This is a genomic window from Autumnicola aciditolerans, from assembly GCF_041679265.1.
In the GTDB taxonomy this organism is placed as follows: Bacteria; Bacteroidota; Bacteroidia; order Flavobacteriales; family Flavobacteriaceae; genus Autumnicola.
The window spans coordinates 110592-129860 of sequence record NZ_JBGFSM010000014.1 but is presented as its reverse complement, the minus strand read 5'-3'; the positions used below and the strand labels follow the sequence as shown (position 1 = coordinate 129860).

General features: G+C 40.4%; 21 protein-coding genes. 12 read left to right on the top strand and 9 right to left on the bottom strand.

Annotation, left to right across the window (positions count from 1 at the left end; all coding sequences use genetic code 11):
- Positions 1-279 precede the first annotated feature (279 nt).
- The 6 genes from AB8M93_RS15010 to AB8M93_RS14985 are packed head-to-tail and all read left to right on the top strand — an operon-like array spanning position 280 to position 5517.
- On the top strand, positions 280-1044 hold the full coding sequence (locus AB8M93_RS15010) for a ParA family protein (protein WP_373059136.1): 765 nt from the start codon (positions 280-282) through the stop codon (positions 1042-1044).
- 3 nt (positions 1045-1047) lie between these two features.
- Positions 1048-1953, top strand: a complete 906-nt coding sequence (locus tag AB8M93_RS15005) for a ParB/RepB/Spo0J family partition protein (protein ID WP_373059134.1) — start codon at positions 1048-1050, stop codon at positions 1951-1953.
- Entirely contained in the window at positions 1943-2527 is a 585-nt protein-coding gene (locus AB8M93_RS15000; RefSeq protein ID WP_373059132.1) for a DUF5683 domain-containing protein, read from the top strand. Before AB8M93_RS15005 ends, AB8M93_RS15000 begins: the two co-directional genes overlap by 11 nt.
- The gene (gene dapB / locus AB8M93_RS14995; RefSeq protein ID WP_373059130.1) at positions 2527-3243 is read left to right on the top strand and encodes a 4-hydroxy-tetrahydrodipicolinate reductase; all 717 of its coding nucleotides are present in this window, start codon (positions 2527-2529) and stop codon (positions 3241-3243) included. Before AB8M93_RS15000 ends, dapB begins: the two co-directional genes overlap by 1 nt.
- Before the next feature lie 54 nt (positions 3244-3297).
- Positions 3298-4869: a signal peptidase I gene (gene lepB, locus AB8M93_RS14990; protein ID WP_373059127.1), complete on the top strand. Its 1572-nt coding sequence runs from the start codon at positions 3298-3300 to the stop codon at positions 4867-4869.
- A 6-nt stretch (positions 4870-4875) separates the two neighbouring features.
- Positions 4876-5517 (top strand): WbqC family protein, encoded by a 642-nt coding sequence (locus AB8M93_RS14985; RefSeq protein ID WP_373059125.1) that lies wholly within the window; start codon positions 4876-4878, stop codon positions 5515-5517.
- Between the two features lie 107 nt (positions 5518-5624).
- On the opposite strand, the gene AB8M93_RS14980 is transcribed toward AB8M93_RS14985, so the two are convergent.
- From AB8M93_RS14980 to AB8M93_RS14950, 7 genes are all read right to left on the bottom strand, one after another.
- The gene (locus AB8M93_RS14980; RefSeq protein ID WP_373059123.1) at positions 5625-6677 is read right to left on the bottom strand and encodes an endonuclease/exonuclease/phosphatase family protein; all 1053 of its coding nucleotides are present in this window, start codon (positions 6675-6677) and stop codon (positions 5625-5627) included.
- A complete protein-coding gene (locus AB8M93_RS14975; RefSeq protein WP_373059121.1) occupies positions 6678-7601 on the bottom strand; it encodes a rhomboid family intramembrane serine protease in 924 nt (307 codons plus the stop codon).
- Positions 7602-8354 (bottom strand): rhomboid family intramembrane serine protease, encoded by a 753-nt coding sequence (locus tag AB8M93_RS14970; RefSeq protein WP_373059119.1) that lies wholly within the window; start codon positions 8352-8354, stop codon positions 7602-7604.
- Positions 8355-10205, bottom strand: a complete 1851-nt coding sequence (gene mutL, locus AB8M93_RS14965; RefSeq protein ID WP_373059117.1) for a DNA mismatch repair endonuclease MutL — start codon at positions 10203-10205, stop codon at positions 8355-8357.
- On the bottom strand, positions 10206-10499 hold the full coding sequence (locus AB8M93_RS14960; protein WP_373059115.1) for a hypothetical protein: 294 nt from the start codon (positions 10497-10499) through the stop codon (positions 10206-10208). It lies immediately after the preceding gene.
- 338 nt (positions 10500-10837) lie between these two features.
- Complete coding sequence (gene ribH, locus AB8M93_RS14955; RefSeq protein ID WP_373059113.1) at positions 10838-11335, bottom strand: 6,7-dimethyl-8-ribityllumazine synthase; 498 nt, start codon at positions 11333-11335, stop codon at positions 10838-10840.
- Positions 11336-11341: 6 nt separating this feature from the next.
- Positions 11342-12112: a tetratricopeptide repeat protein gene (locus AB8M93_RS14950; RefSeq protein ID WP_373059111.1), complete on the bottom strand. Its 771-nt coding sequence runs from the start codon at positions 12110-12112 to the stop codon at positions 11342-11344.
- A 146-nt stretch (positions 12113-12258) separates the two neighbouring features.
- Here AB8M93_RS14950 and recF point away from each other — a divergent pair, with 146 nt between their 5' ends.
- From recF to AB8M93_RS14935, 3 genes are read left to right on the top strand one after another with little or no spacing between them, the layout of a single operon-like run.
- A complete protein-coding gene (gene recF, locus AB8M93_RS14945) occupies positions 12259-13338 on the top strand; it encodes a DNA replication/repair protein RecF (protein ID WP_373059109.1) in 1080 nt (359 codons plus the stop codon).
- A complete protein-coding gene (locus tag AB8M93_RS14940) occupies positions 13335-13772 on the top strand; it encodes a hypothetical protein (RefSeq protein ID WP_373059107.1) in 438 nt (145 codons plus the stop codon). The genes recF and AB8M93_RS14940 overlap by 4 nt, the downstream gene beginning before the upstream one ends.
- Positions 13756-14052 (top strand): DciA family protein, encoded by a 297-nt coding sequence (locus AB8M93_RS14935; protein WP_373059105.1) that lies wholly within the window; start codon positions 13756-13758, stop codon positions 14050-14052. The genes AB8M93_RS14940 and AB8M93_RS14935 overlap by 17 nt, the downstream gene beginning before the upstream one ends.
- A gap of 290 nt (positions 14053-14342) precedes the next feature.
- On the opposite strand, the gene AB8M93_RS14930 is transcribed toward AB8M93_RS14935, so the two are convergent.
- On the bottom strand, positions 14343-14762 hold the full coding sequence (locus AB8M93_RS14930) for a nucleoside-diphosphate kinase (protein ID WP_373059103.1): 420 nt from the start codon (positions 14760-14762) through the stop codon (positions 14343-14345).
- Positions 14763-15013: 251 nt separating this feature from the next.
- Here AB8M93_RS14930 and AB8M93_RS14925 point away from each other — a divergent pair, with 251 nt between their 5' ends.
- From AB8M93_RS14925 to AB8M93_RS14915, 3 genes are read left to right on the top strand one after another with little or no spacing between them, the layout of a single operon-like run.
- Entirely contained in the window at positions 15014-16030 is a 1017-nt protein-coding gene (locus AB8M93_RS14925) for a DHH family phosphoesterase (protein ID WP_373059142.1), read from the top strand.
- Entirely contained in the window at positions 16027-16587 is a 561-nt protein-coding gene (gene gldI / locus AB8M93_RS14920; protein WP_373059101.1) for a gliding motility-associated peptidyl-prolyl isomerase GldI, read from the top strand. The genes AB8M93_RS14925 and gldI overlap by 4 nt, the downstream gene beginning before the upstream one ends.
- Positions 16588-16590: 3 nt before the next feature.
- Positions 16591-17709 carry a peptidylprolyl isomerase gene (locus AB8M93_RS14915; RefSeq protein ID WP_373059099.1) on the top strand — a complete coding sequence of 373 codons (1119 nt, stop codon included), beginning with the start codon at positions 16591-16593 and terminating at the stop codon, positions 17707-17709.
- Positions 17710-17782: 73 nt separating this feature from the next.
- Here AB8M93_RS14915 and AB8M93_RS14910 read toward each other — a convergent pair whose 3' ends face one another.
- The gene (locus AB8M93_RS14910) at positions 17783-19243 is read right to left on the bottom strand and encodes an aminoacyl-histidine dipeptidase (protein ID WP_373059097.1); all 1461 of its coding nucleotides are present in this window, start codon (positions 19241-19243) and stop codon (positions 17783-17785) included.
- Positions 19244-19269: the final 26 nt, after the last annotated feature.

Genomic DNA, 19269 nt, shown 5'->3' with positions numbered 1-19269 from the left:
TTGTTTCTTTAATAATCGAATGTTTGATTTCATATACAAGTTGACTTTAGTGGTCAACCTATATCAGGGACATACAATTTTTCACTTTTCACTTTTCACTTTTCATTTTTCTCATTTTTCTCATTTTTCACTCTAAACTCTTCACTTAAACAGAAATCTGGAACAAAAACTCACAACAGATAACCAGCAACCGGTATTTCCTTTATAAGCTGTTAACAAAATCATTTTATATACCTATAATTAATTGTATTTTTACGCTTCAAAAATCGAGTACAATTAATGGGTAAAATCATTGCTATTGCCAACCAGAAAGGTGGTGTCGGAAAGACTACAACTTCAGTAAACCTGGCGGCTTCGCTGGGGGTATTAGAGAAAAAAGTATTGCTTATTGATGCCGACCCCCAGGCGAATGCAACTTCAGGGCTGGGAATTGATGTTGAAACCGTGGAACTGGGTACGTATCAATTGCTTGAGCATTCTACAGATGCCAGCGCAACCATTATGCCAACCGGCTCCCCAAACCTGGACATTATCCCCGCTCATATAGATCTTGTGGCTATAGAAATAGAACTGGTAGACCAGGAATCCAGGGAATATATGCTAAAAAAGGCAATTACTCCCTTAAAAGATAACTACGATTATATTTTAATTGATTGTGCTCCTTCCCTTGGACTACTCACCCTTAATGCGCTCACTGCTTCAGATTCGGTAATTATTCCTATTCAGTGTGAATATTTTGCCCTGGAAGGCCTTGGTAAATTGCTGAACACCATAAAAAGTGTTCAGAAAATCCATAATAACAAACTGGATATTGAGGGGCTTTTGCTTACGATGTACGATTCCAGGTTACGGCTTTCCAACCAGGTGGTGGAAGAAGTGCAGAAACATTTTGATGAAATGGTTTTTGAGACAATCATCCAGCGGAATGTACGTTTAAGTGAAGCGCCCAGTTACGGGGAAAGCATTATAAACTATGATGCCGGCAGTAAAGGTGCCACAAATTACCTGAGTCTGGCACATGAAATAATTAAGAAAAACTCCTAGAAGATGGCGAAGGCTACGAAGAAACAGGCTCTTGGACGCGGACTTTCAGCATTGCTGAAGGATCCTCAAAACGATATAAAATCTGCAGAAGATAAAAATGCAGATAAACTGGTAGGCCATATTGTGGAACTGGAATTATCTGCAATAGAAGTAAACCCGTTCCAGCCCAGGACCAGTTTTAATGAAGAATCCTTAAAAGAGCTTGCCTCTTCTATTAAAGAGCTTGGCGTTATACAGCCTATCACGGTTAGGAAACTGGATTTTAACCAGTACCAGCTGGTTTCGGGAGAAAGGCGATACCGGGCCTCAAAACTGGTGGGGCTGGAAACCATTCCGGCATTTATTCGAATTGCCAATGACCAGGAATCCCTGGAAATGGCACTTGTGGAAAATATCCAACGCCAGGACCTGGATCCTATTGAAATTGCCCTTTCTTATCAAAGATTAATGGACGAGATAAGCCTTACCCAGGAACAGCTTAGTGAACGGGTGGGTAAGAACAGATCGACCATCGCCAATTATCTGCGGTTATTAAAACTGGATCCCATTATTCAAACCGGTATGCGTGATGGTTTTATGTCTATGGGGCATGGCCGCGCGCTTATTAATGTAACCGATCCACAATTGCAGCTGGATATATATGAAAAGGTGCTGGAAAGATCACTTTCTGTAAGAGACACAGAAAAGCTGGTGCGGGAAATGCAGGAAGGAAAATCGGGCAGGAACAAAACCACTAAAGCTTCTTCAGTTGCTCCGGTTTATAGGAAAGGAATTAAGGAATTTTCAGAATATCTTGGCGCTAAAGTTGATGTGAAAGTCTCAAAAAAAGGAAGTGGTAAATTAACCATCCCTTTTAATTCCGAAGAAGATTTTAACCGCATCAAAAAACTTATCCAGGGTGAAGTTTAAACCGTTTATCTTAACAGGAATTTTCCTTTTGTTGTTTTCTGCAATAAGTTATGCACAGGAAGACTCTCTTGCTATTGAAAAAAAACGGGCACTGGACTCCCCTGTTTTAGATGAAGCTTCTGAACCATACAATCCCCTCGCCCCGGCCAAGGCGGCCTTTTACTCTGCAATTTTGCCTGGATTGGGCCAGGCTTATAACGGCCAGTACTGGAAAATCCCTATTGCTTATGCAGGTTTGGGAATAGGAATTTATTTTTATATTGACAATGATAAAAAGTACAACCGCTATAGGGATGCTTATAAATCCAGGCTTGCAGGAAAGGAAAATGATGAATTTTTTGGAAGTATTTCTACCAGCAGGCTTATTGATGCGCAGGAACTTTTCCAGCGCAACAAAGAGATTTCTATCCTGGTTACTGCGGGAATTTATGTATTAAATATTATTGATGCCAATGTCACCGCACACCTGCAACAGTTTAATGTGAACGAGGATCTTAGCTTTAAGCCAAAAATGAATTTTGATGTTTTTACAGGCAAACCCAATTATGGTTTGTCCCTTAATTATAATTTTTAATGAAAATTGCACTTTTAGGATACGGAAAAATGGGAAAAGCGATTGAAGAAATCGCCACCAGCCGGGGGCATGAAATTGTTCTTCGCGTTTCTGAAGATATTGAAACTTACAACCTGAACAAGGTGGAAATTGATGTTGCCATAGATTTTAGTGTTCCTAAAGCAGCTTTTAAGAACATTACCGCCGCATTTAAAAATCATATTCCAGTAGTTTCAGGAACTACAGGCTGGCTGGACGATTATGAAAAGGCGACTGAAATTTGTAAAAAAGAAGACGCAGCTTTTATTTATGCATCCAACTTCAGTATTGGAGTAAATGTTTTTTTTGAACTGAATAAAAAACTGGCCCAGATGATGAAAGGCCTTGAAGACTATTCCGTAGAAATTGAAGAAATACATCATACACAAAAACTGGATGCGCCAAGTGGAACGGCTATAAGCCTGGCACAGCAGATTATTTCAGAAAATCCTAACAAGAAAGGCTGGCAACTGGACCACGCCGAGAAAGATGAAATTCCCGTACATGCCAAACGCATTGCCGATGTGCACGGCACCCATACCGTATCCTACAAATCTACTATAGATACTATTGAAATAATGCATATGGCACACAACCGGCAGGGATTTGCCCTTGGCGCGGTAATTGCCGCAGAATGGCTGCAAGATAAAAAGGGCGTCTACACCATGAAAAATGTACTCTCCAGTCTTTTTGAGTAATTTGGAGTAACAAAATGGCCTTTTGCTTTACCTATAACAGCAAATACTATAATTATGACATTTACAGAATGGTTTCTGTTTTTCCTGGCTATCCAGGTAATTCATTTCCTGGGAACCTGGAAGCTCTATCAAAAAGCCGGAAGAAAAGCCTGGGAAGCGCTTGTCCCGGTGTATAATGCAGTGATCCTTATGAAGATTATTAACCGCCCCTGGTGGTGGGTAATCCTTCTTTTTATTCCTATTGTAAACCTCATCATGTTCCCGGTAATCTGGGTGGAAACCATCAGGAGTTTTGGCAGGCATTCCACGGCAGATACATGGCTGGCCATCTTAACATTAGGATTTTATATCTATTATGTGAACTACGCGCTGGACGTAACGTATATTGAAGACCGAAGCCTTAAGCCGCGCACAGAAGCCGGTGAGTGGATTAGTTCCATTCTTTTCGCGGTTATTGCGGCTACCATAGTCCATACCTATATCATGCAACCCTTCACTATCCCTACTTCTTCTTTGGAAAAAACTTTACTGGTGGGAGATTTTCTTTTTGTGAGTAAATTCCATTACGGTGCAAGAGTTCCAATGACTGCCGTTGCTTTCCCCATGGTTCATGATACCATTCCTTTCCTGGGGATAAAATCTTACCTCACCAAGCCGCAGATTCCTTACATGCGTTTCCCTGGATTTGAAAAAATTGAGCGCAACGATATTGTGGTTTTTAACTGGCCGGTAGATACCGTGAATGCTTTTCAGCAATGGGGAGATGGCAAGTATTATTACAAGCCAATAGACAAAAAGTCTAATTATGTAAAGCGTGCGGTAGGAGTTCCCGGGGATTCCCTTAGCATAGTAGACGGAAAAGTTCAAATTAATGGGGAACCATTAGCACTTCCCGTTCGGGCTAAAGTACAGTACACCTATTACGGAACCACAAAAGGCCAGGGATTTAGTCCGCAATACATGGTGCAGGATCTGGGAATTACAGATGGTTACGGTTATAATCCCAATACTAACGAATTCTTTATACAATCCTTAACAGAAGAAGCTTACCAGAGGTTGAAAAACAACCCAAATGTGGCTTCTATCCAGAGGAAAATAGATTCTGCAGGAATAAAACTTTCGAATATTTTCCCCAATAACAACAAGGTAAACTGGAACGCCGATAATTTTGGACCTGTTTATATTCCGAAGGAAGGTGTAACTGTTCCTATAGATCAGCAGTCTTTGCCCTTTTACCGCAGGATTATTGAAACTTATGAAGGCAGTGAACTTGGTGTAAACAATGAAATAAGCTTTAACGGAAACCAGGTTTTGCTGAATGGTAAAACAATTGATTCCTACACCTTTAAACAGAATTATTACTGGATGATGGGGGATAACCGCAACAATAGCGAGGACAGTCGTTTCTGGGGCTTTGTCCCTGAAAATCATGTGGTGGGAAAACCTGTATTTATCTGGTTCAGCTGGGATTCCAATGCGCAGGGTATTATGAACAAAATTCGATGGGAGCGGGTTTTTACAACGGTAAGAGGACAGGGCACGCCTGTTTCTTATCTTCCCTATGCCTTGATGATTGTGGTGGTGCTTATCGCCTTCAGTTATTTCAAAAAAAGAAGAAATTCTTAAACTCACATGAGGAGTATTCTTTTACATCCTGTTTATTTTGGACCAGTTTCTTATTATGTTCAACTGGTAAATGCGAAAAAAGTAGTTTTTGAAAATGAAGATCATTATCAGAAACAAACCTACCGCAACAGGATGTATATTTATGATGCCAATGGCAGGTTACTGCTTAATATTCCCGTAAAACATAGTTCTGCCCTGGGAATTTCCAATAAGGGCCATCAGAGCTATAAGCAGGTGCTTATAGAAAATGAATTTGAATGGCAGAAACAACATTGGCGGGCCTTAAAAGCTTCCTACCAAACCTCTCCTTTTTTTGAATTTTACGAAGACGAGCTTTACCCGCTCTACCATAAAAAATATGATCTTTTAATGGAGTTCAATTACTCCTGTATGCAATTTGTTTTGGACTGTCTCCAGGTAGATATTTCCTTCAGCAAAACTTCAGAATACATTTTAAAGCCACAGGCTTTAGAAGATTACCGTTATCTGGTGGATGCAAAATCAAAAGAACAATTCAGAAATAAAAGATACGCGCAGGTTTTTGAACCCAAACATGGTTTTATACCAGATTTGTCTATTTTAGACCTGCTTTTTAACGAGGGCCCCAACAGCATGGAATATCTTAAAACGGAATATTCTGAGCTCTGATTTTGTACTTCAAAACAACCGCACCGGCCTACACCCCCCTTCTTAAAAAAGGATGGGAGCTTTTTATACAATTACCACTTTTCACTATTCACTATTCACTATTCACTCTAATCCGGAGAAAGATCCAGAGTAGCTTTAATTGGAAAATGATCTGAATAAAACACTTCCATGGTTTCAAAAGATTCTACCTCTATGGTTTCATCGGGCAGGATAAAATCAATACGAAGCGGGAAGTAATCGAAGTCAAAGCTTCTGCCAAAACCATTCCCGGCTTCTTTATAGGCGTCATTAAGGCCAAAACCGCTGGAGCGTAATTCCCTGTAGATGTAGGAATAGGCAGTATTATTAAAATCGCCCATAACCACCACTTTATAAGGAGTATTGCGAATAACTTCCAGGACTTTTTCTACCTGCATCTGCTGTATGGCAAACGTCTGTCCCATTCCCAACCAGACTCTTTTAGAACTCTCCTGCTCAATATTGCCAAGATCGGGCTTTTCACTAAAGGATTGCAGGTGCACGTTAATCACCCGCAGTGTGTCTCTGCCTACCACCACATCTGCATAAACCCCGTTATTATTACTTTTGGAATCAAAATCCAGGGAGTAGGTATTTATTATGGGATATTTTGAAAATATAGCAAGGCCAAATTCGGCATCTTTGCTTTTCAACTTAATAAATTTATAAGGAAACTGGCTGGCCACGTTTACCTCCCCTTTGTAATACTCCTGCATGGAAACAATATCGGGATGCTGCTCATTAATAAAAGCGGTAATTTGTTTTGGCACCTTTTCCCTTTGTTCCTTTGTGCTTAAATACTGGCTAAAATGCCGCACGTTATAGCTAAGCACCCTAATGGTATCTTCTGAAGCGGTTATCTCTTCTTCTGAAGAATTGATTTCATAGATTGAGGTTACATGGTTAAACCCCAGCAGCAGCACTATTAAAGGCAAAAGAAACTGCTTTTTCAGCCGAAGAATCCAGTAGAGTAGAAACCCTATGTTTACGAGGATAAGAAGCGGCACTCCCAGGCTCAAAACCGAAAGCAGAGCAAACTTTAAAGGAGGGATAAAAGGCAGCAGGTAAGAAAATAACAAAGCAGCCGCAAGAAACGAGTTCAGCAAAAAGAGGAATTTATCAAACCAGTTTAGATTCTTCATTTAATCATCTTTACCTGCCTGGAAAAGAAAATCCTTTTCTGCTTTATTCAAACTGTCGTACCCGCTTTTGCTGATTTTATCAAGAATGGCATCAATTTTCTTCTGCTTTTCATCTTTGTTCATGCTTCGGTTCACACTTCTCCCGGCAGCGGAAGAAGTTTTACGGGTAGCCGACTGATTACTGCGGTCACGATGAACAGTTTTCATTTTAGCCTTTCTTTCGCGCGGTTTAAAAAGTCCCGCAATACCATCTACCAGCTTTTCGAACCAGCTTCCAATATCATGACCTCGTTGCAATTGGGTGGTATAAAGATAGCCCAACCCAGCACCGCCTATATGCGCCAGATGCCCTCCGGCATTTCCCATGGGAATCTGGATCACATCTACAGCTACAAGAAAAGCAGCAATCCACCAGAATTTTATACTTCCCAGAATAAGCAGGCGTACCCGCATATTAGGAATATAAGTGGCAATTCCAATAACCACAGCCATTACTCCTGCCGAGGCACCCATGAGATAAGAACGGCCCATACCTTTAAAAGCCGGAAAAAGATTGTAACTAAGCATATACACCAGCGCTCCCACAATTACTCCAAGGAAATAATAATTAAGCAAGCGCCTGGGGGAAAAGTAGTTTAAAAAATAAATGCCTGCATAGTAAAGTATAAGCATATTACCCAAAATATGCCAGATCCCGCCATGCAGGAAAGAATAAGTAATAATAGACCAGGGTTTTAGGATAAATTCGCCTAATTCTTTTGGAAATACAAACCACTCTAGCAGGAAATTAGAAGGCGCCTGAAATAAATAGGCCACAGTACGGAAAAGAAAAAACAACACAAACACGATAACATTTATAGCAATAAGCTTTTCTGTAACCGTGGCGGTTTGAATCTTATACCGTAATCTGTCTGATGTTCGCATCTAATACCACCTGTTTTGGTTAAACTGATTCTTTTTCCAGTACCACATCATTATAAAACCAATTATCGCACCACCTATATGAGCCCAGTAAGCCGTATTGGAAGGGCCTAGTATATTTGCCCCGGTGATAGCCGAATATACGTTAATAAGAAAATATCCTCCAATAAAATATTTAGCTTTAATTGGAATGGGGATAAACATAAGATAAAGCGGTAGGTTAGGATAAATAAGAGCAATAGCAGCCATTACTCCAAATACCGCCCCGGAAGCTCCCACCATAGGAGTCACATAGCTGTTTATAAGCGCTTCTGTGGCATCCTGGGGAACATTGTTATAAAAATTATATCTGCCCGAAGCGACCACCTCATTTAAAAAACCCTGAATTTCATTCGGGTTAAAACCCGCATCCAGATAAGACTGGTAAGCCGAATTAAAGCTAATGTAGCTGAAAAGGATTTGCAAACCTGCAGCGCCTAGTCCCGCAGAGAAATATAAAAAAAGAAACCGCGGCTGCCCAATAGATTGCTCCAGAAGGCTTCCAAATATGTACAGGGCAAACATATTAAAGAAAATATGCATAAGATTGCCATGCATGAACATATGTGTGATTAGCTGCCAGAAATAAAAATTGTCATTTTTAGGAAACCAAAGGGCAAATAACTGGTAAGCATAATCCCCTAAAAACTGACTGCCAACAAAAAACAGAATATTAACAATCAATAAAACTTTTACGGTTTCGGTAATTCTTCCCATTTATGTAAATTTTTTCTCCAATTCGTCCACCGTTAGCGTAATAAATATAGATTTATTAAAAGGTGTAAGTCCAGGTTCTTTACAGGCAAAAAGCCGGTTAACAATATGTTGTTGTTCACTTCCGTTCAAAACAGTACCCGATTTTACAGACATGCTTTTGGCCATAGATTTAGCAAGCAAATCTGTTTGTGAGAAACCATTATCGGGAACATCATTTTCCAGATCAGACAGCAGTTGTTCCAGCAACATTTCTACTTCACTTTCAGAAATAAGCGTAGGGATCCCGGTAATTTCTACTGCCTCTTTTGCTATTTCTGAAAAAACAAAGCCGGTTTGTTCCAGGGATTCTCTTATTTGCTCCAGCATTCCTACTTCATGTGTGTTAAACTGAAGCTTCAAAGGAAATAATAATTGCTGACTCACCGCGGCTGAAATGGTTATATTTTTAAGTAATTCTTCATAAAGTATCCTGCTGTGCGCCCGGTTTTGATCAATAACCAGAATACCGCTTTTAAGGGTACTTACAATATATTTTTTATGAAGCTGGAAGGTGGTATTTTCAGGTTTCTCTTCAGAAGCATCAAATAAACTACCCGATACCTCTTCACTTTCAAATTCCATATGGCCGCCTGCTACAGCAGATTCAACTTCCGTAGAAGTTCCTGCATAGAGGCTCTCCCAACCGGCATTGCTTTCTTTCCTAAATGAATTCCCGGGCCGGTAATTAGAACCACTGCTTTCATTTTTAAAGGGATTAAAATCACGGTCTACTTCCACTTTAGGAACTTCAGCACCTTTATCCTTATAATTATATGGAGTATCCAGCCCGGAATCTCTGTCAAAATCCAGTACCGGAGCCACATTATACTGGCCTAAACTATGTTTTATGGCACTTCGCAACATGGCATAAAGCGCATGTTCATCATCAAATTTTATTTCGGTCTTGGTAGGATGAATATTAATATCAATGCTCTTTGGATCTACCTGCAGGTAAAGAAAATAACTAGGATAAGTTTTTTCTTTAAGCAAGCCTTCAAAAGCCGCCGAAACGGCATGATTTAAATAAGGGCTTTTAATAAACCTGTCGTTCACAAAGAAAAACTGCTCTCCCCTGCTTCTTTTAGCAAATTCAGGTTTTCCCACAAAACCCGAAATTTTCACAATTTCGGTATCTTCATTTACCGGCACCAGTTTTTCATTGGTTTTGCCGCCAAAAATATTAGTGATCCTCTGCCTGTAGTTGGTTTGCGGCAATTGAAATAGCTCGCTGCCGTTGTGGTGCAGCGAAAAATTAATATGCGGATGCGCCAGAGCCACTCGTTGAAATTCATCTATTATATGCCGGGTTTCCACATTATTAGACTTCAGGAAATTACGACGGGCGGGAATATTGTAAAAAAGATTTTTAACGCATAAAGAAGTTCCCTTTGGAGTCACACAGGGTTCCTGCGAACTAATGGAACTGCCTTCAATTTTAATACAGGTGCCCACCTCTTCTTCTTCGGGCTTAGTTTTAAGTTCAACATGTGCAATAGCTGCGATAGACGCCAAAGCTTCTCCTCTAAATCCTTTTGTTTTTAAGCTGAAGAGATCTTCAGCGGTTTTAATTTTGGAAGTCGCATGGCGTTCAAAACTCATCCTGGCATCGGTAAGACTCATGCCTTTCCCGTCATCTACCACCTGGATAAGCGTTTTCCCGGCATCTTTTATTACCACCTGGATGTGTGCAGCTTCTGCATCTATGGCATTTTCAAGTAATTCCTTAATCACAGAGGCAGGCCGCTGGACCACTTCTCCCGCAGCGATCTGGTTGGCAACGTGATCTGGTAATAGTTGAATAACATCACTCATTTATCGAGCATTCGAGAAGATGGATAAATCAAAGTCTATAATCCAAAGGAAAATGAACAGAAGTATTAAAATGATATAAACCACTCTTTTATTGATCTCCCTGTTCCCCCTTGTACGGCTGGATTTACGAACTTCAGACCACTGGGATCCAAAATCTATAGCGTTGGTGGCCTCTTTATATTTATTGAATTTGGAATCAAAACTGTAAATATTGCCCGCATCTTTACCTTTATAATAACGCGGAGTATAATTATAACGGGCATTTTTCTTACTTTTTAAAAAACTGACTCTCAAAATGTGGGATTTTAGTGGTACTTCAAATTTACTCAAAAAGCTCCTAAATTCCGAAGCCTGTATAAGCAAATTATAAATAACAATAATGATGCCGCTTCCTGAAGTGTTTAAAGTTCAAAGTTAAAGGCTGAAGGGTTATCTCTTGTCTGTTGCCTGTTGTCTGTTGTCTGTTGTCTGTTGTCTGTTGTCTGTTGTCTGTTGTCTGTTGTCTGTTGTAAAAATTTAAAAACTTTAACCCTGGGAAGCCATACCTAACCAGGCTTTTAAACTTTAACATTAATTCACTTCCAACTTCGTACTTCTAATCCCCTACTTCTTACTTCGTCCTTCTTTTCTGCCTAAAACCTGGCATCTTTGCGCAGCCGGGCCATTTTTATGGCCGCAATGGCAGCCTCGGTACCTTTATTTCCGTGTTTACCTCCGGAGCGATCAATCGCCTGTTGTTTATTTTGATCTGTTAACACACAAAAAATTATGGGAATATCGCTTTGGATGTTCAGGTCCTTTATTCCCTGTGTGACTCCTTCGCAAACAAAATCGAAGTGTTTAGTTTCGCCCTGGATTACACTGCCAATAGCGATCACAGCGTCCAGCATGTCATAGCTCTGCTGCATCTTTTTACAGCCATAAATAAGCTCAAAGCTTCCGGGAACATCCCAACGCACAATCCTTTCCTCCAAAACTCCATGCTCCTTCAAAGCGGCAAATGCACCATTAAACAGGCCTTCCGTAATTTCCTCATTCCACTCTGAAACAACAATCCCAAACCGAAAGTCTTTCGCGTTTGGGATGGAACTTTTATCGTATTCTGACAGGTTATTTCCTTCAGTAGCCATATATCTTTATTTCATTGCCTGAGCCTGCCCCATATATACCGCAACACTTTCTGCTTCTGGAGTGTCCGGATATTCTTCTTTTAACCTGGTAAGATATTCTTCTGCCTCACCGGCTTTCCCTAATTCCAGGGCGGTTATTGCTGACTTTAGTAAAAATTTTGGAGTGGTAAAAGAATTAGATCTTTTATTGGCCGCTTTCACATAGTAATCTAGAGCTTCTTCAGGCTGCTCCAATTGCATAAAAGCATCTCCTATCCCTCCTATGGCCAGGGCCGGAGTAATTTCATCCTCAGCATCATAATCTTCCAGATAGTCTATGGCATCCTGATAATTTCCCACACGTAAACTGGCGAATCCTGCGTGATATCTGGCAATATTCGCAGCATCTGTGCCGCCATAATTTTCAATAATATCCACAAAGCCGTATTTACCTTCACCCCCGGTTAGAGACATAGTGTATAAAGAATCACTTTCTGCTCCGGTGGCATTTAAAGCTCCGGCAAAATAATCCTGTGCTTTGGCCATTTCATTTGCCGCTTCAGCCTCTTTTGGCTCCTGTATCCAGTTTTCATAAGCAAGATACCCAAGAGCAACTATAACAGCCACACCAACAATAATATAAATATATTTCTGGTTCTCGGCCACCCATGTTTCGGTTCTGCCTGCGCCTTCATCAAGAGAGTTAAAAACTTCTGCTGTTGTAGATTCTTCCTCTACATGTTTCTGTTCTTCTTCTTTATTGGCCGGCTTATAGCCTCTTTTCTTGTATGTTGCCATATCATCTTTTTAATGCGTGGCAAAAATATAATTTTTATTCAAAATTAAAAGAGATTTTATTTGTATTTTTTTGATAATTTGAGGTCATTCGCAATAGCAGAATAGACACCATTTTATTCTTTTTACGTATTGATTACCAATATCTTATGTTTTTAAAACAACTCTCTTTACTCAATTATAAAAACCTGGAATCGCAAACATTTGAGTTCGACTCAAAGATTAATTGCCTGGTTGGGCATAATGGAGTGGGAAAGACTAACGTTTTGGACAGTATATATCATTTATCCTTCGGCAAAAGCTATTTCAACCCTATTACCAGCCAGAATATTAATCATGATTCTGATTTTTTTGTAGTTGAAGGGGAATTTGAAAAGAACCAGAAAGAAGAACACATCCTGGTAAGTGCTAAACGTGGCCAGAAGAAGGTGATTAAGCGGAATAACAAGCCTTATGAAAAATTCAGCGAACATATTGGCTTTATTCCCACTGTAATTATCTCCCCGGCAGACCGCGATTTAATTATTGAAGGGAGTGAAACCAGGCGCAAATTTATGGATGGTGTAATTTCCCAAAGCAATAGTGCCTATCTCAATTACCTTTTGCAATATGGCAAAACCGTATCACAGCGCAATTCTTTGCTCAAATATTTTGCCGCCAATAATTCTTTTGACCGTGATACGCTGGAGGTTTATAATATGCAATTAGCTGAGCTGGGCCAGGAACTTTTTGAAAAACGTAAAAATTTCCTTGCTGAATTTATACCGATTTTCAACAAGCGCTATGGCGATATTACCAATAATAAGGAGCCAGTTAATATTACCTATAAAAGTCAGTTATTCGATCATGAGCTGAAAGACCTGCTTGAAGAAAACCTTCAGAAAGATATGGCGCTGCAATATACGGGCGTGGGTATTCACAAAGATGACCTTAGCTTTGAAATTGAAGGCCATCCCATTAAAAAATTTGGTTCCCAGGGACAGCAGAAATCATTCTTGGTGGCTTTAAAGCTCGCGCAGTTCGATTTTATCAAAGAAATAAGCAAAGTAAACCCCATCCTTTTGCTGGACGATATTTTTGATAAGCTGGATGAACAGCGGGTGGCACATATTGTAGCTTTGGTGGCTACAAATCAACTGGGGCAGATATTTATAAGTGACACGCATGCAGACAGGACCGAGAAAGTGGTAAAAGAAAGCCATCAATCCTATAAAATCTTCAAATTGTGAAAAAATCGCTGTTCCTCTTCATTCTTTGTATTTTTACATTAAGCTGCGAGAAGCAAGATCCCACAGAGCAGCTTCAGCATCTTAGCGGCTACTGGGAAATTGACCGGGTGGAGTTTTCAGAAGATTCCGTTAAAGAATATTCCATGAGTCCGTACGTAGATTACCTTCACCTGGAAGGCAAAAATGGTATCAGAAAAAAGGTTCAGCCGCATTTTGATGGTACCTTTACGGTAACAAACAATAATGAAAAAGTTGAAGCCAGAATAGAAAATGACAGCCTGAGACTTTATTATAAAACCCCTTATTCTTCATGGAAAGAGACAGTACTTTCTGCGGAAGAGAATAAGCTAAGTTTACTTACTGCAGACGGAGTGATATACTATTATAACAAATATGAACCCATAGATGTAACAGCAGATGAAAAAGAGGAATAGTGAAAATATGAGCATAGGTGACGTGCTGAAGGAATTTGTAGATCATAATAAACTGCAGAAAGGACTTGATAAAGTTACCGTGAGAGATGTGTGGAATGAACAAATGGGGCCTGCCATTCAAAAATATACCACAGCCATTAAGCTGGAAGGTTCTACACTTTATGTTCAACTAAGTTCTTCTGTTCTTCGTGAAGAATTGAGCTATGGCAAAGAAAAAATCATCAAAATGCTAAATGAAGAACTCGGCCGGGAACTGGTGAAAAAGCTGGTGCTTAGGTAGCTGTTAGTCTGTAGACGTTAGAATGTGAGTAGTGAGTAGTGAGTAGTGAGTAGTGAGTAGTGAGTAGTGAGTAGTGAGTAGTGAGTAGTGAGTAGTGAGTAGTGAAAAGTTAAAAAGAATCAATGACAATTAAAATAGTAAAATTTCAGCTAAATATTCATCATCCAAATAATTAAAAAGGGAAATTTCTTTCCCATGACGGGGAAAGCAAAAGAATCAAGGTAAAAAATTCAAAAAAATAAAAAAGGCTGCCTAAGAAGACAGCCTTTAATATAAGTTTTGGCAATTACTTAAAACATTTCCCTTCCGGCAAAGTGAAAAGCGCCTTCAATTGCTGCGTTCTCATCGCTATCACTTCCATGTACGGCATTTTCTCCAATAGAGGAAGCATATTTTTTTCTAATAGTACCCTCGGCAGCCTCTTCAGGATTTGTAGCTCCTATAAGAGTTCTGAAGTCTTCCACCGCATTTTCTTTTTCAAGAATAGCAGCAACAATAGGCCCACGGGTCATAAAATCTACCAACTCTCTAAAGAAGGGACGCTCTTTGTGGATATCATAGAATTTTTCGGCATCAGCCTTGGTCATTTGAGTAAGTTTCATCGCCACGATTCTAAATCCTGAAGCGGTAATCTGTTCTAAAATTGCACCAATATGCCCGTTTTCAACAGCATCTGGTTTTAGCATGGTGAATGTTCTATTTCCTGCCATTTTATGATTTTTAAATTTTGGTGCAAAAATAGAGAATTCCATTCCAAATGCAAGCAGATTAGTAGTTTAGTTGGTTTTATTATTCATTTGCCTAAAGGGCATTAATAAAATTGGCTAAACTCTTCAGGATGAACTATAAAAAGAACATAAATGGGGAAGAATTAAATTCAATTTTCGTTGCTTGGCCGGAAATTAAAATTAAAAAGCCATTTATTAGTGAAAACCTAATAAATTGTATCTTTACCATAGATATGATAGAACAAAATATTTTAGAAATTACCGCAGAACTCGCGCATGCCAAGAACATAGTTATAGTTCCGCATAAAGGTCCTGATGGTGATGCAATAGGTTCCACTCTTGCCCTGTGGCATTTTTTAAAGGAAAAAGGGCATAATGCCAACATTATTGCGCCCAATGATTATCCTCAGTTCTTAAAATGGCTGCCCGGCAATGAGGAAGTTATTATCTACGAAAATAACCAGGAAACCGCCAGAAATCTAATTAATGAAGCTGAAATTATTTTTACTTTGGATTTTAATACCTTATCCAGGGCCGGTTTAATGCAGGAATCCCTGGAAAGTTCTGATGCCGTTTTTATTATGATAGACCATCATCAGGAACCAGCCACTTATGCAGACTATACTTACAGTGATGCTGAAATGAGCTCTACCTGCCAGATGGTATATCATTTCATAGAGAAATTAAGAGCGGTGAAAAAAATCACTCCTGAAATTGCTACCTGCCTTTACACGGGTATTATGACAGATACCGGCTCCTTCCGGTTTACCTCAACCACCAGCGATACTCATCGCGTAGTAGCAGATCTTATAGATAAAGGAGCAGATAATGCCCGCATTCACAACAATGTTTTTGATACTAATTCTGAAAATGGCCTGCAGCTGTTGGGCACCGCCCTCCAGAATTTAAAAGTTAACCAGCCTTACCGCACCGCTTATATAAGCCTCTCGCAGGAAGAACTGGATCTACATAATTTTAAAAAGGGAGATACAGAAGGTTTTGTAAATTATGGCCTGTCTTTGGCTGGAATAATTTTTGCCGTCATTTTTATTGAAAATAAGGCAGAAAATATCATTAAGATATCTTTTCGCTCAAAAGGCGACTTCTCCGTAAATGATTTTGCCAGGAAGCACTTTGAAGGGGGAGGCCATATTAATGCTGCTGGAGGTAAAAGTGATTTATCACTGCAGGATACCATTGTAAGATTTAACAGCATTCTGCCGGAATATAAAAAAGAGCTAGCTTTATGAAATTCAGGGTTTTAATTATCCTTTTTTTAGCCACTGTCTCCTGTAAATCACCAGAAGCCAGGCGCCCGGTCTCTCAGAGTTCAGGATCTTACATAGACCAATCTGTAGAGCGCAATAAGGCATTACTTTCCCAGGAAGAGGCATACATTACTAAGATTATGGAACGGGATTCCACAAGGGACTATATCGCCTCAAATAATGGGTTCTGGTATTTTTACAATGAGCGAAATACAGATTCAACGAATACGCAAACGCCAGAATTTGGGGACATCTTAATTTTTGACTATACCATTTCTACCCTGGATGGCAAACCCATTTATGCTGAAGGGGAAAAAGCCACCCGGGAATATGCTGTAGACCAGGAAGAGCTTTTTACAGGGCTTCGGGAAGGTTTAAAGCTTATGAAAGAAGGAGAAACAGTTACTTTCCTATTCCCTTCCTATAAAGCTTATGGGTATTATGGTGATAAAGCCAAAATTGGAACTAATTTACCTATTACCACTAAAGTCACCTTACATTCCATAAAAAGTAAAACCAGTAACGAATCCAATAATTAACAAATGAAAAAAAACAGTCTTTTAATTTTATTTGCGATAGCATTTTCCTTTATCGCCTGCAATGATGAATATCCCGATCTTGAAGACGGACTTTATGCCGAATTCAAGACCTCCAAAGGTCCCATAGTAGCTGAACTTTATTATGAACAAACTCCGCTTACCGTGGCCAGTTTTGTCTCTCTTGCAGAAGGCACTAACCCCATGGTAGACAGCACCTACAAAGGAAAACCATTTTATGACGGGATTACCTTTCACCGTGTAGTAGATGGATTTGTGATCCAGGGTGGTGATCCTACAGGAACGGGTTCCGGAGGCCCGGGTTATCGTTTTCCCGATGAATTTAACGACAGCCTGCGCCATGATTCCAAAGGAATTTTATCTATGGCAAATGCCGGCCCGGGCACAAACGGAAGTCAGTTTTTTATCACCCTCGCCCCTACCCCCAACCTCAACAACCGGCATACGGTTTTTGGAAAAGTGGTAAAAGGACTGGATGTGGTGGATGCCATTGGAAAAGTGGAAACAGGGCAGGGCGACAAACCTACTGAAGATGTGACCATAAACACCATCAATATCATCAGGAAAGGAAAAGGGGCTAAAAACTTTGACGCGCCTGAGACTTTTGAGACAGAACTTGCCAATATTAAAGCGGAAGAAGAGGAAGCTGCGAAGAAAATGGAAGAAGCAAAAGCTGAAACTGCGCAGCAATTAAGCGAAATTGAGCAAAAAGCCGATTCTCTTGACAGCGGATTGAAAATATATTTCGAGGAAAAAGGAGAAGGCCCAAAACCTGAAAATGGGCAACGGGTTGGTGTCTTATATGAAGGATACTATACCAATGGCGGCATTTTTGACACCAACGTGGAAGAAGTAGCTAAAAAAACCGGCACTTTTAATGAGCAGCGTGCGGCACAAAACGGTTACCAGCCAATGTACATTCCTTACGGGCCTGACGCGCCCATGATTCCTGGATTTAACCAGGCGCTGGAACAAATGCAGGTAGGCGATAAAGCCGTTGTATTTATCCCAAGCCACCTGGCATACGGGGAACGCGGCAGGGGCCCAATTCCTCCAAATACAGATCTTATATTCCGCATAAAGCTTACTGATATTCAGGAATAAAAGTTTTAATTTCTTAACTAAAAAAGCCCGCGATCGCGGGCTTTTTACTTATTTATTATTCAGGAATTTATGATCAATTCTTCGGAATATTCTTAAGGATTTCCTGTACAAACGTCCAGTATTTTTTCGCTGAAGATATGCTGGCGCGTTCATCCGGGGAATGCGCGCCCCTTATGGTTGGGCCAAAGGAGATCATATCCATTTCAGGATAATGGCTTCCTATAATTCCACATTCCAGGCCGGCATGGCAGGCGGCAACATCAGCCTTTTCATTGTTCAGTTTTTGATAGATCTCATCTGCAACCTTGAGAATGGCAGAATCACGGTTTGGTTGCCAGCCGGGATATTCTCCTGAGAATTTCACTTTAAACCCGGCAAGTTCAAAGGCCGCTTCCAGGCTGTTGGCCAAATCTTCCCGGGAAGATTCCACTGAGGATCTTGTAAGGCAATTAATTTCTACCCTACCTTCTTCAGCTACTATTTTAGCGATATTATTAGAGGCTTCCACCAGGCCTTCTATCTCAGGGCTCATACGGTACACGCCATTATGCGCGGCAGAAACCGCTTTTAAAAAATCCTGCTGGTCTTCCACTTTCATTACATTTTCGGGCACATCGGCTTCAGAAATACTAATATCAAGATTTGGCTCCAGGTTTTTGTATTCGGCTTTAATTTCATCAATATGGATCATATTCTCATTCAGGAACGGTTCCATATCTGCTTTATCCACAACTACAAGGGCTTCAGCTTCACGGGGGATGGCATTGCGCAGGCCGCCGCCATTAAACTTGGACAGTCGCAGGCCGTAATCGCGATAAGAATCATACAATACCCGCGTAAGCAGCTTATTGGCATTTCCAAGGCCTTTGATAATGTCCATTCCGGAGTGGCCACCCTTTAGTCCTTTTACTTTTATAAGGTATCCAATTGAATTATCCGGCGTGTGCTCTTCCTCATATTCCCGAATAGCCGTAATATCCACTCCGCCTGCACAGCCTATTCCAATTTCGTCATCTTCTTCAGTATCCAGATTAAGCAGTATTTCTCCCTGCAGCATTTCAGGATCAAGGCCTTTGGCACCAGACATCCCGGTTTCTTCATCTACGGTAAACAAAGCTTCAAGGGCGGGATGTTGAATTTCCTTACTCTCAAGAATGGCCATAATGGTGGCCACTCCAAGGCCGTTATCGGCTCCAAGGGTGGTGCCTTTTGCCCTCACCCAGTCCCCATCTACATACATTTCTATGCCCTGGGTCTCAAAATTGAATTTTGTATCGTTGTTTTTTTGATGCACCATATCCAGGTGGGACTGGAGCACCACGGGTTTTCTATCTTCCATTCCGGCAGTGGCTGGTTTTTTTATCACCACATTCCCGGTATCGTCTACCAAAGTTTCAAGATCAAGCTTTTTGCCGAAATCTTTCATAAACTTAATAACCTTCTCCTCTTTTTTTGAGGCTCTGGGCACTTCATTTAAATCGGCGAAATTATTCCATAATTCTTTAGGCTCCAGGGCTCTTATTTCTTCATTCATTGTCTTATATTTTGGTATATTCACAA

Excerpts from the sequence above, each read along its gene's own strand:
- AB8M93_RS15010 (WP_373059136.1), top strand. The coding sequence starts at position 280 with ATGGGTAAAATCATTGCTATTGCCAACCAGAAAGGTGGTGTCGGAAAG.
- AB8M93_RS15005 (WP_373059134.1), top strand. The coding sequence starts at position 1,048 with ATGGCGAAGGCTACGAAGAAACAGGCTCTTGGACGCGGACTTTCAGCA.
- dapB (WP_373059130.1), top strand. The coding sequence starts at position 2,527 with ATGAAAATTGCACTTTTAGGATACGGAAAAATGGGAAAAGCGATTGAA.
- lepB (WP_373059127.1), top strand. The coding sequence starts at position 3,298 with ATGACATTTACAGAATGGTTTCTGTTTTTCCTGGCTATCCAGGTAATT.
- AB8M93_RS14985 (WP_373059125.1), top strand. The coding sequence starts at position 4,876 with ATGAGGAGTATTCTTTTACATCCTGTTTATTTTGGACCAGTTTCTTAT.
- AB8M93_RS14980 (WP_373059123.1), bottom strand. The coding sequence starts at position 6,677 with ATGAAGAATCTAAACTGGTTTGATAAATTCCTCTTTTTGCTGAACTCG.
- AB8M93_RS14975 (WP_373059121.1), bottom strand. The coding sequence starts at position 7,601 with ATGCGAACATCAGACAGATTACGGTATAAGATTCAAACCGCCACGGTT.
- AB8M93_RS14970 (WP_373059119.1), bottom strand. The coding sequence starts at position 8,354 with ATGGGAAGAATTACCGAAACCGTAAAAGTTTTATTGATTGTTAATATT.
- mutL (WP_373059117.1), bottom strand. The coding sequence starts at position 10,205 with ATGAGTGATGTTATTCAACTATTACCAGATCACGTTGCCAACCAGATC.
- ribH (WP_373059113.1), bottom strand. The coding sequence starts at position 11,335 with ATGGCTACTGAAGGAAATAACCTGTCAGAATACGATAAAAGTTCCATC.
- AB8M93_RS14950 (WP_373059111.1), bottom strand. The coding sequence starts at position 12,112 with ATGGCAACATACAAGAAAAGAGGCTATAAGCCGGCCAATAAAGAAGAA.
- recF (WP_373059109.1), top strand. The coding sequence starts at position 12,259 with ATGTTTTTAAAACAACTCTCTTTACTCAATTATAAAAACCTGGAATCG.
- AB8M93_RS14935 (WP_373059105.1), top strand. The coding sequence starts at position 13,756 with ATGAAAAAGAGGAATAGTGAAAATATGAGCATAGGTGACGTGCTGAAG.
- AB8M93_RS14930 (WP_373059103.1), bottom strand. The coding sequence starts at position 14,762 with ATGGCAGGAAATAGAACATTCACCATGCTAAAACCAGATGCTGTTGAA.
- AB8M93_RS14925 (WP_373059142.1), top strand. The coding sequence starts at position 15,014 with ATGATAGAACAAAATATTTTAGAAATTACCGCAGAACTCGCGCATGCC.
- gldI (WP_373059101.1), top strand. The coding sequence starts at position 16,027 with ATGAAATTCAGGGTTTTAATTATCCTTTTTTTAGCCACTGTCTCCTGT.
- AB8M93_RS14915 (WP_373059099.1), top strand. The coding sequence starts at position 16,591 with ATGAAAAAAAACAGTCTTTTAATTTTATTTGCGATAGCATTTTCCTTT.
- AB8M93_RS14910 (WP_373059097.1), bottom strand. The coding sequence starts at position 19,243 with ATGAATGAAGAAATAAGAGCCCTGGAGCCTAAAGAATTATGGAATAAT.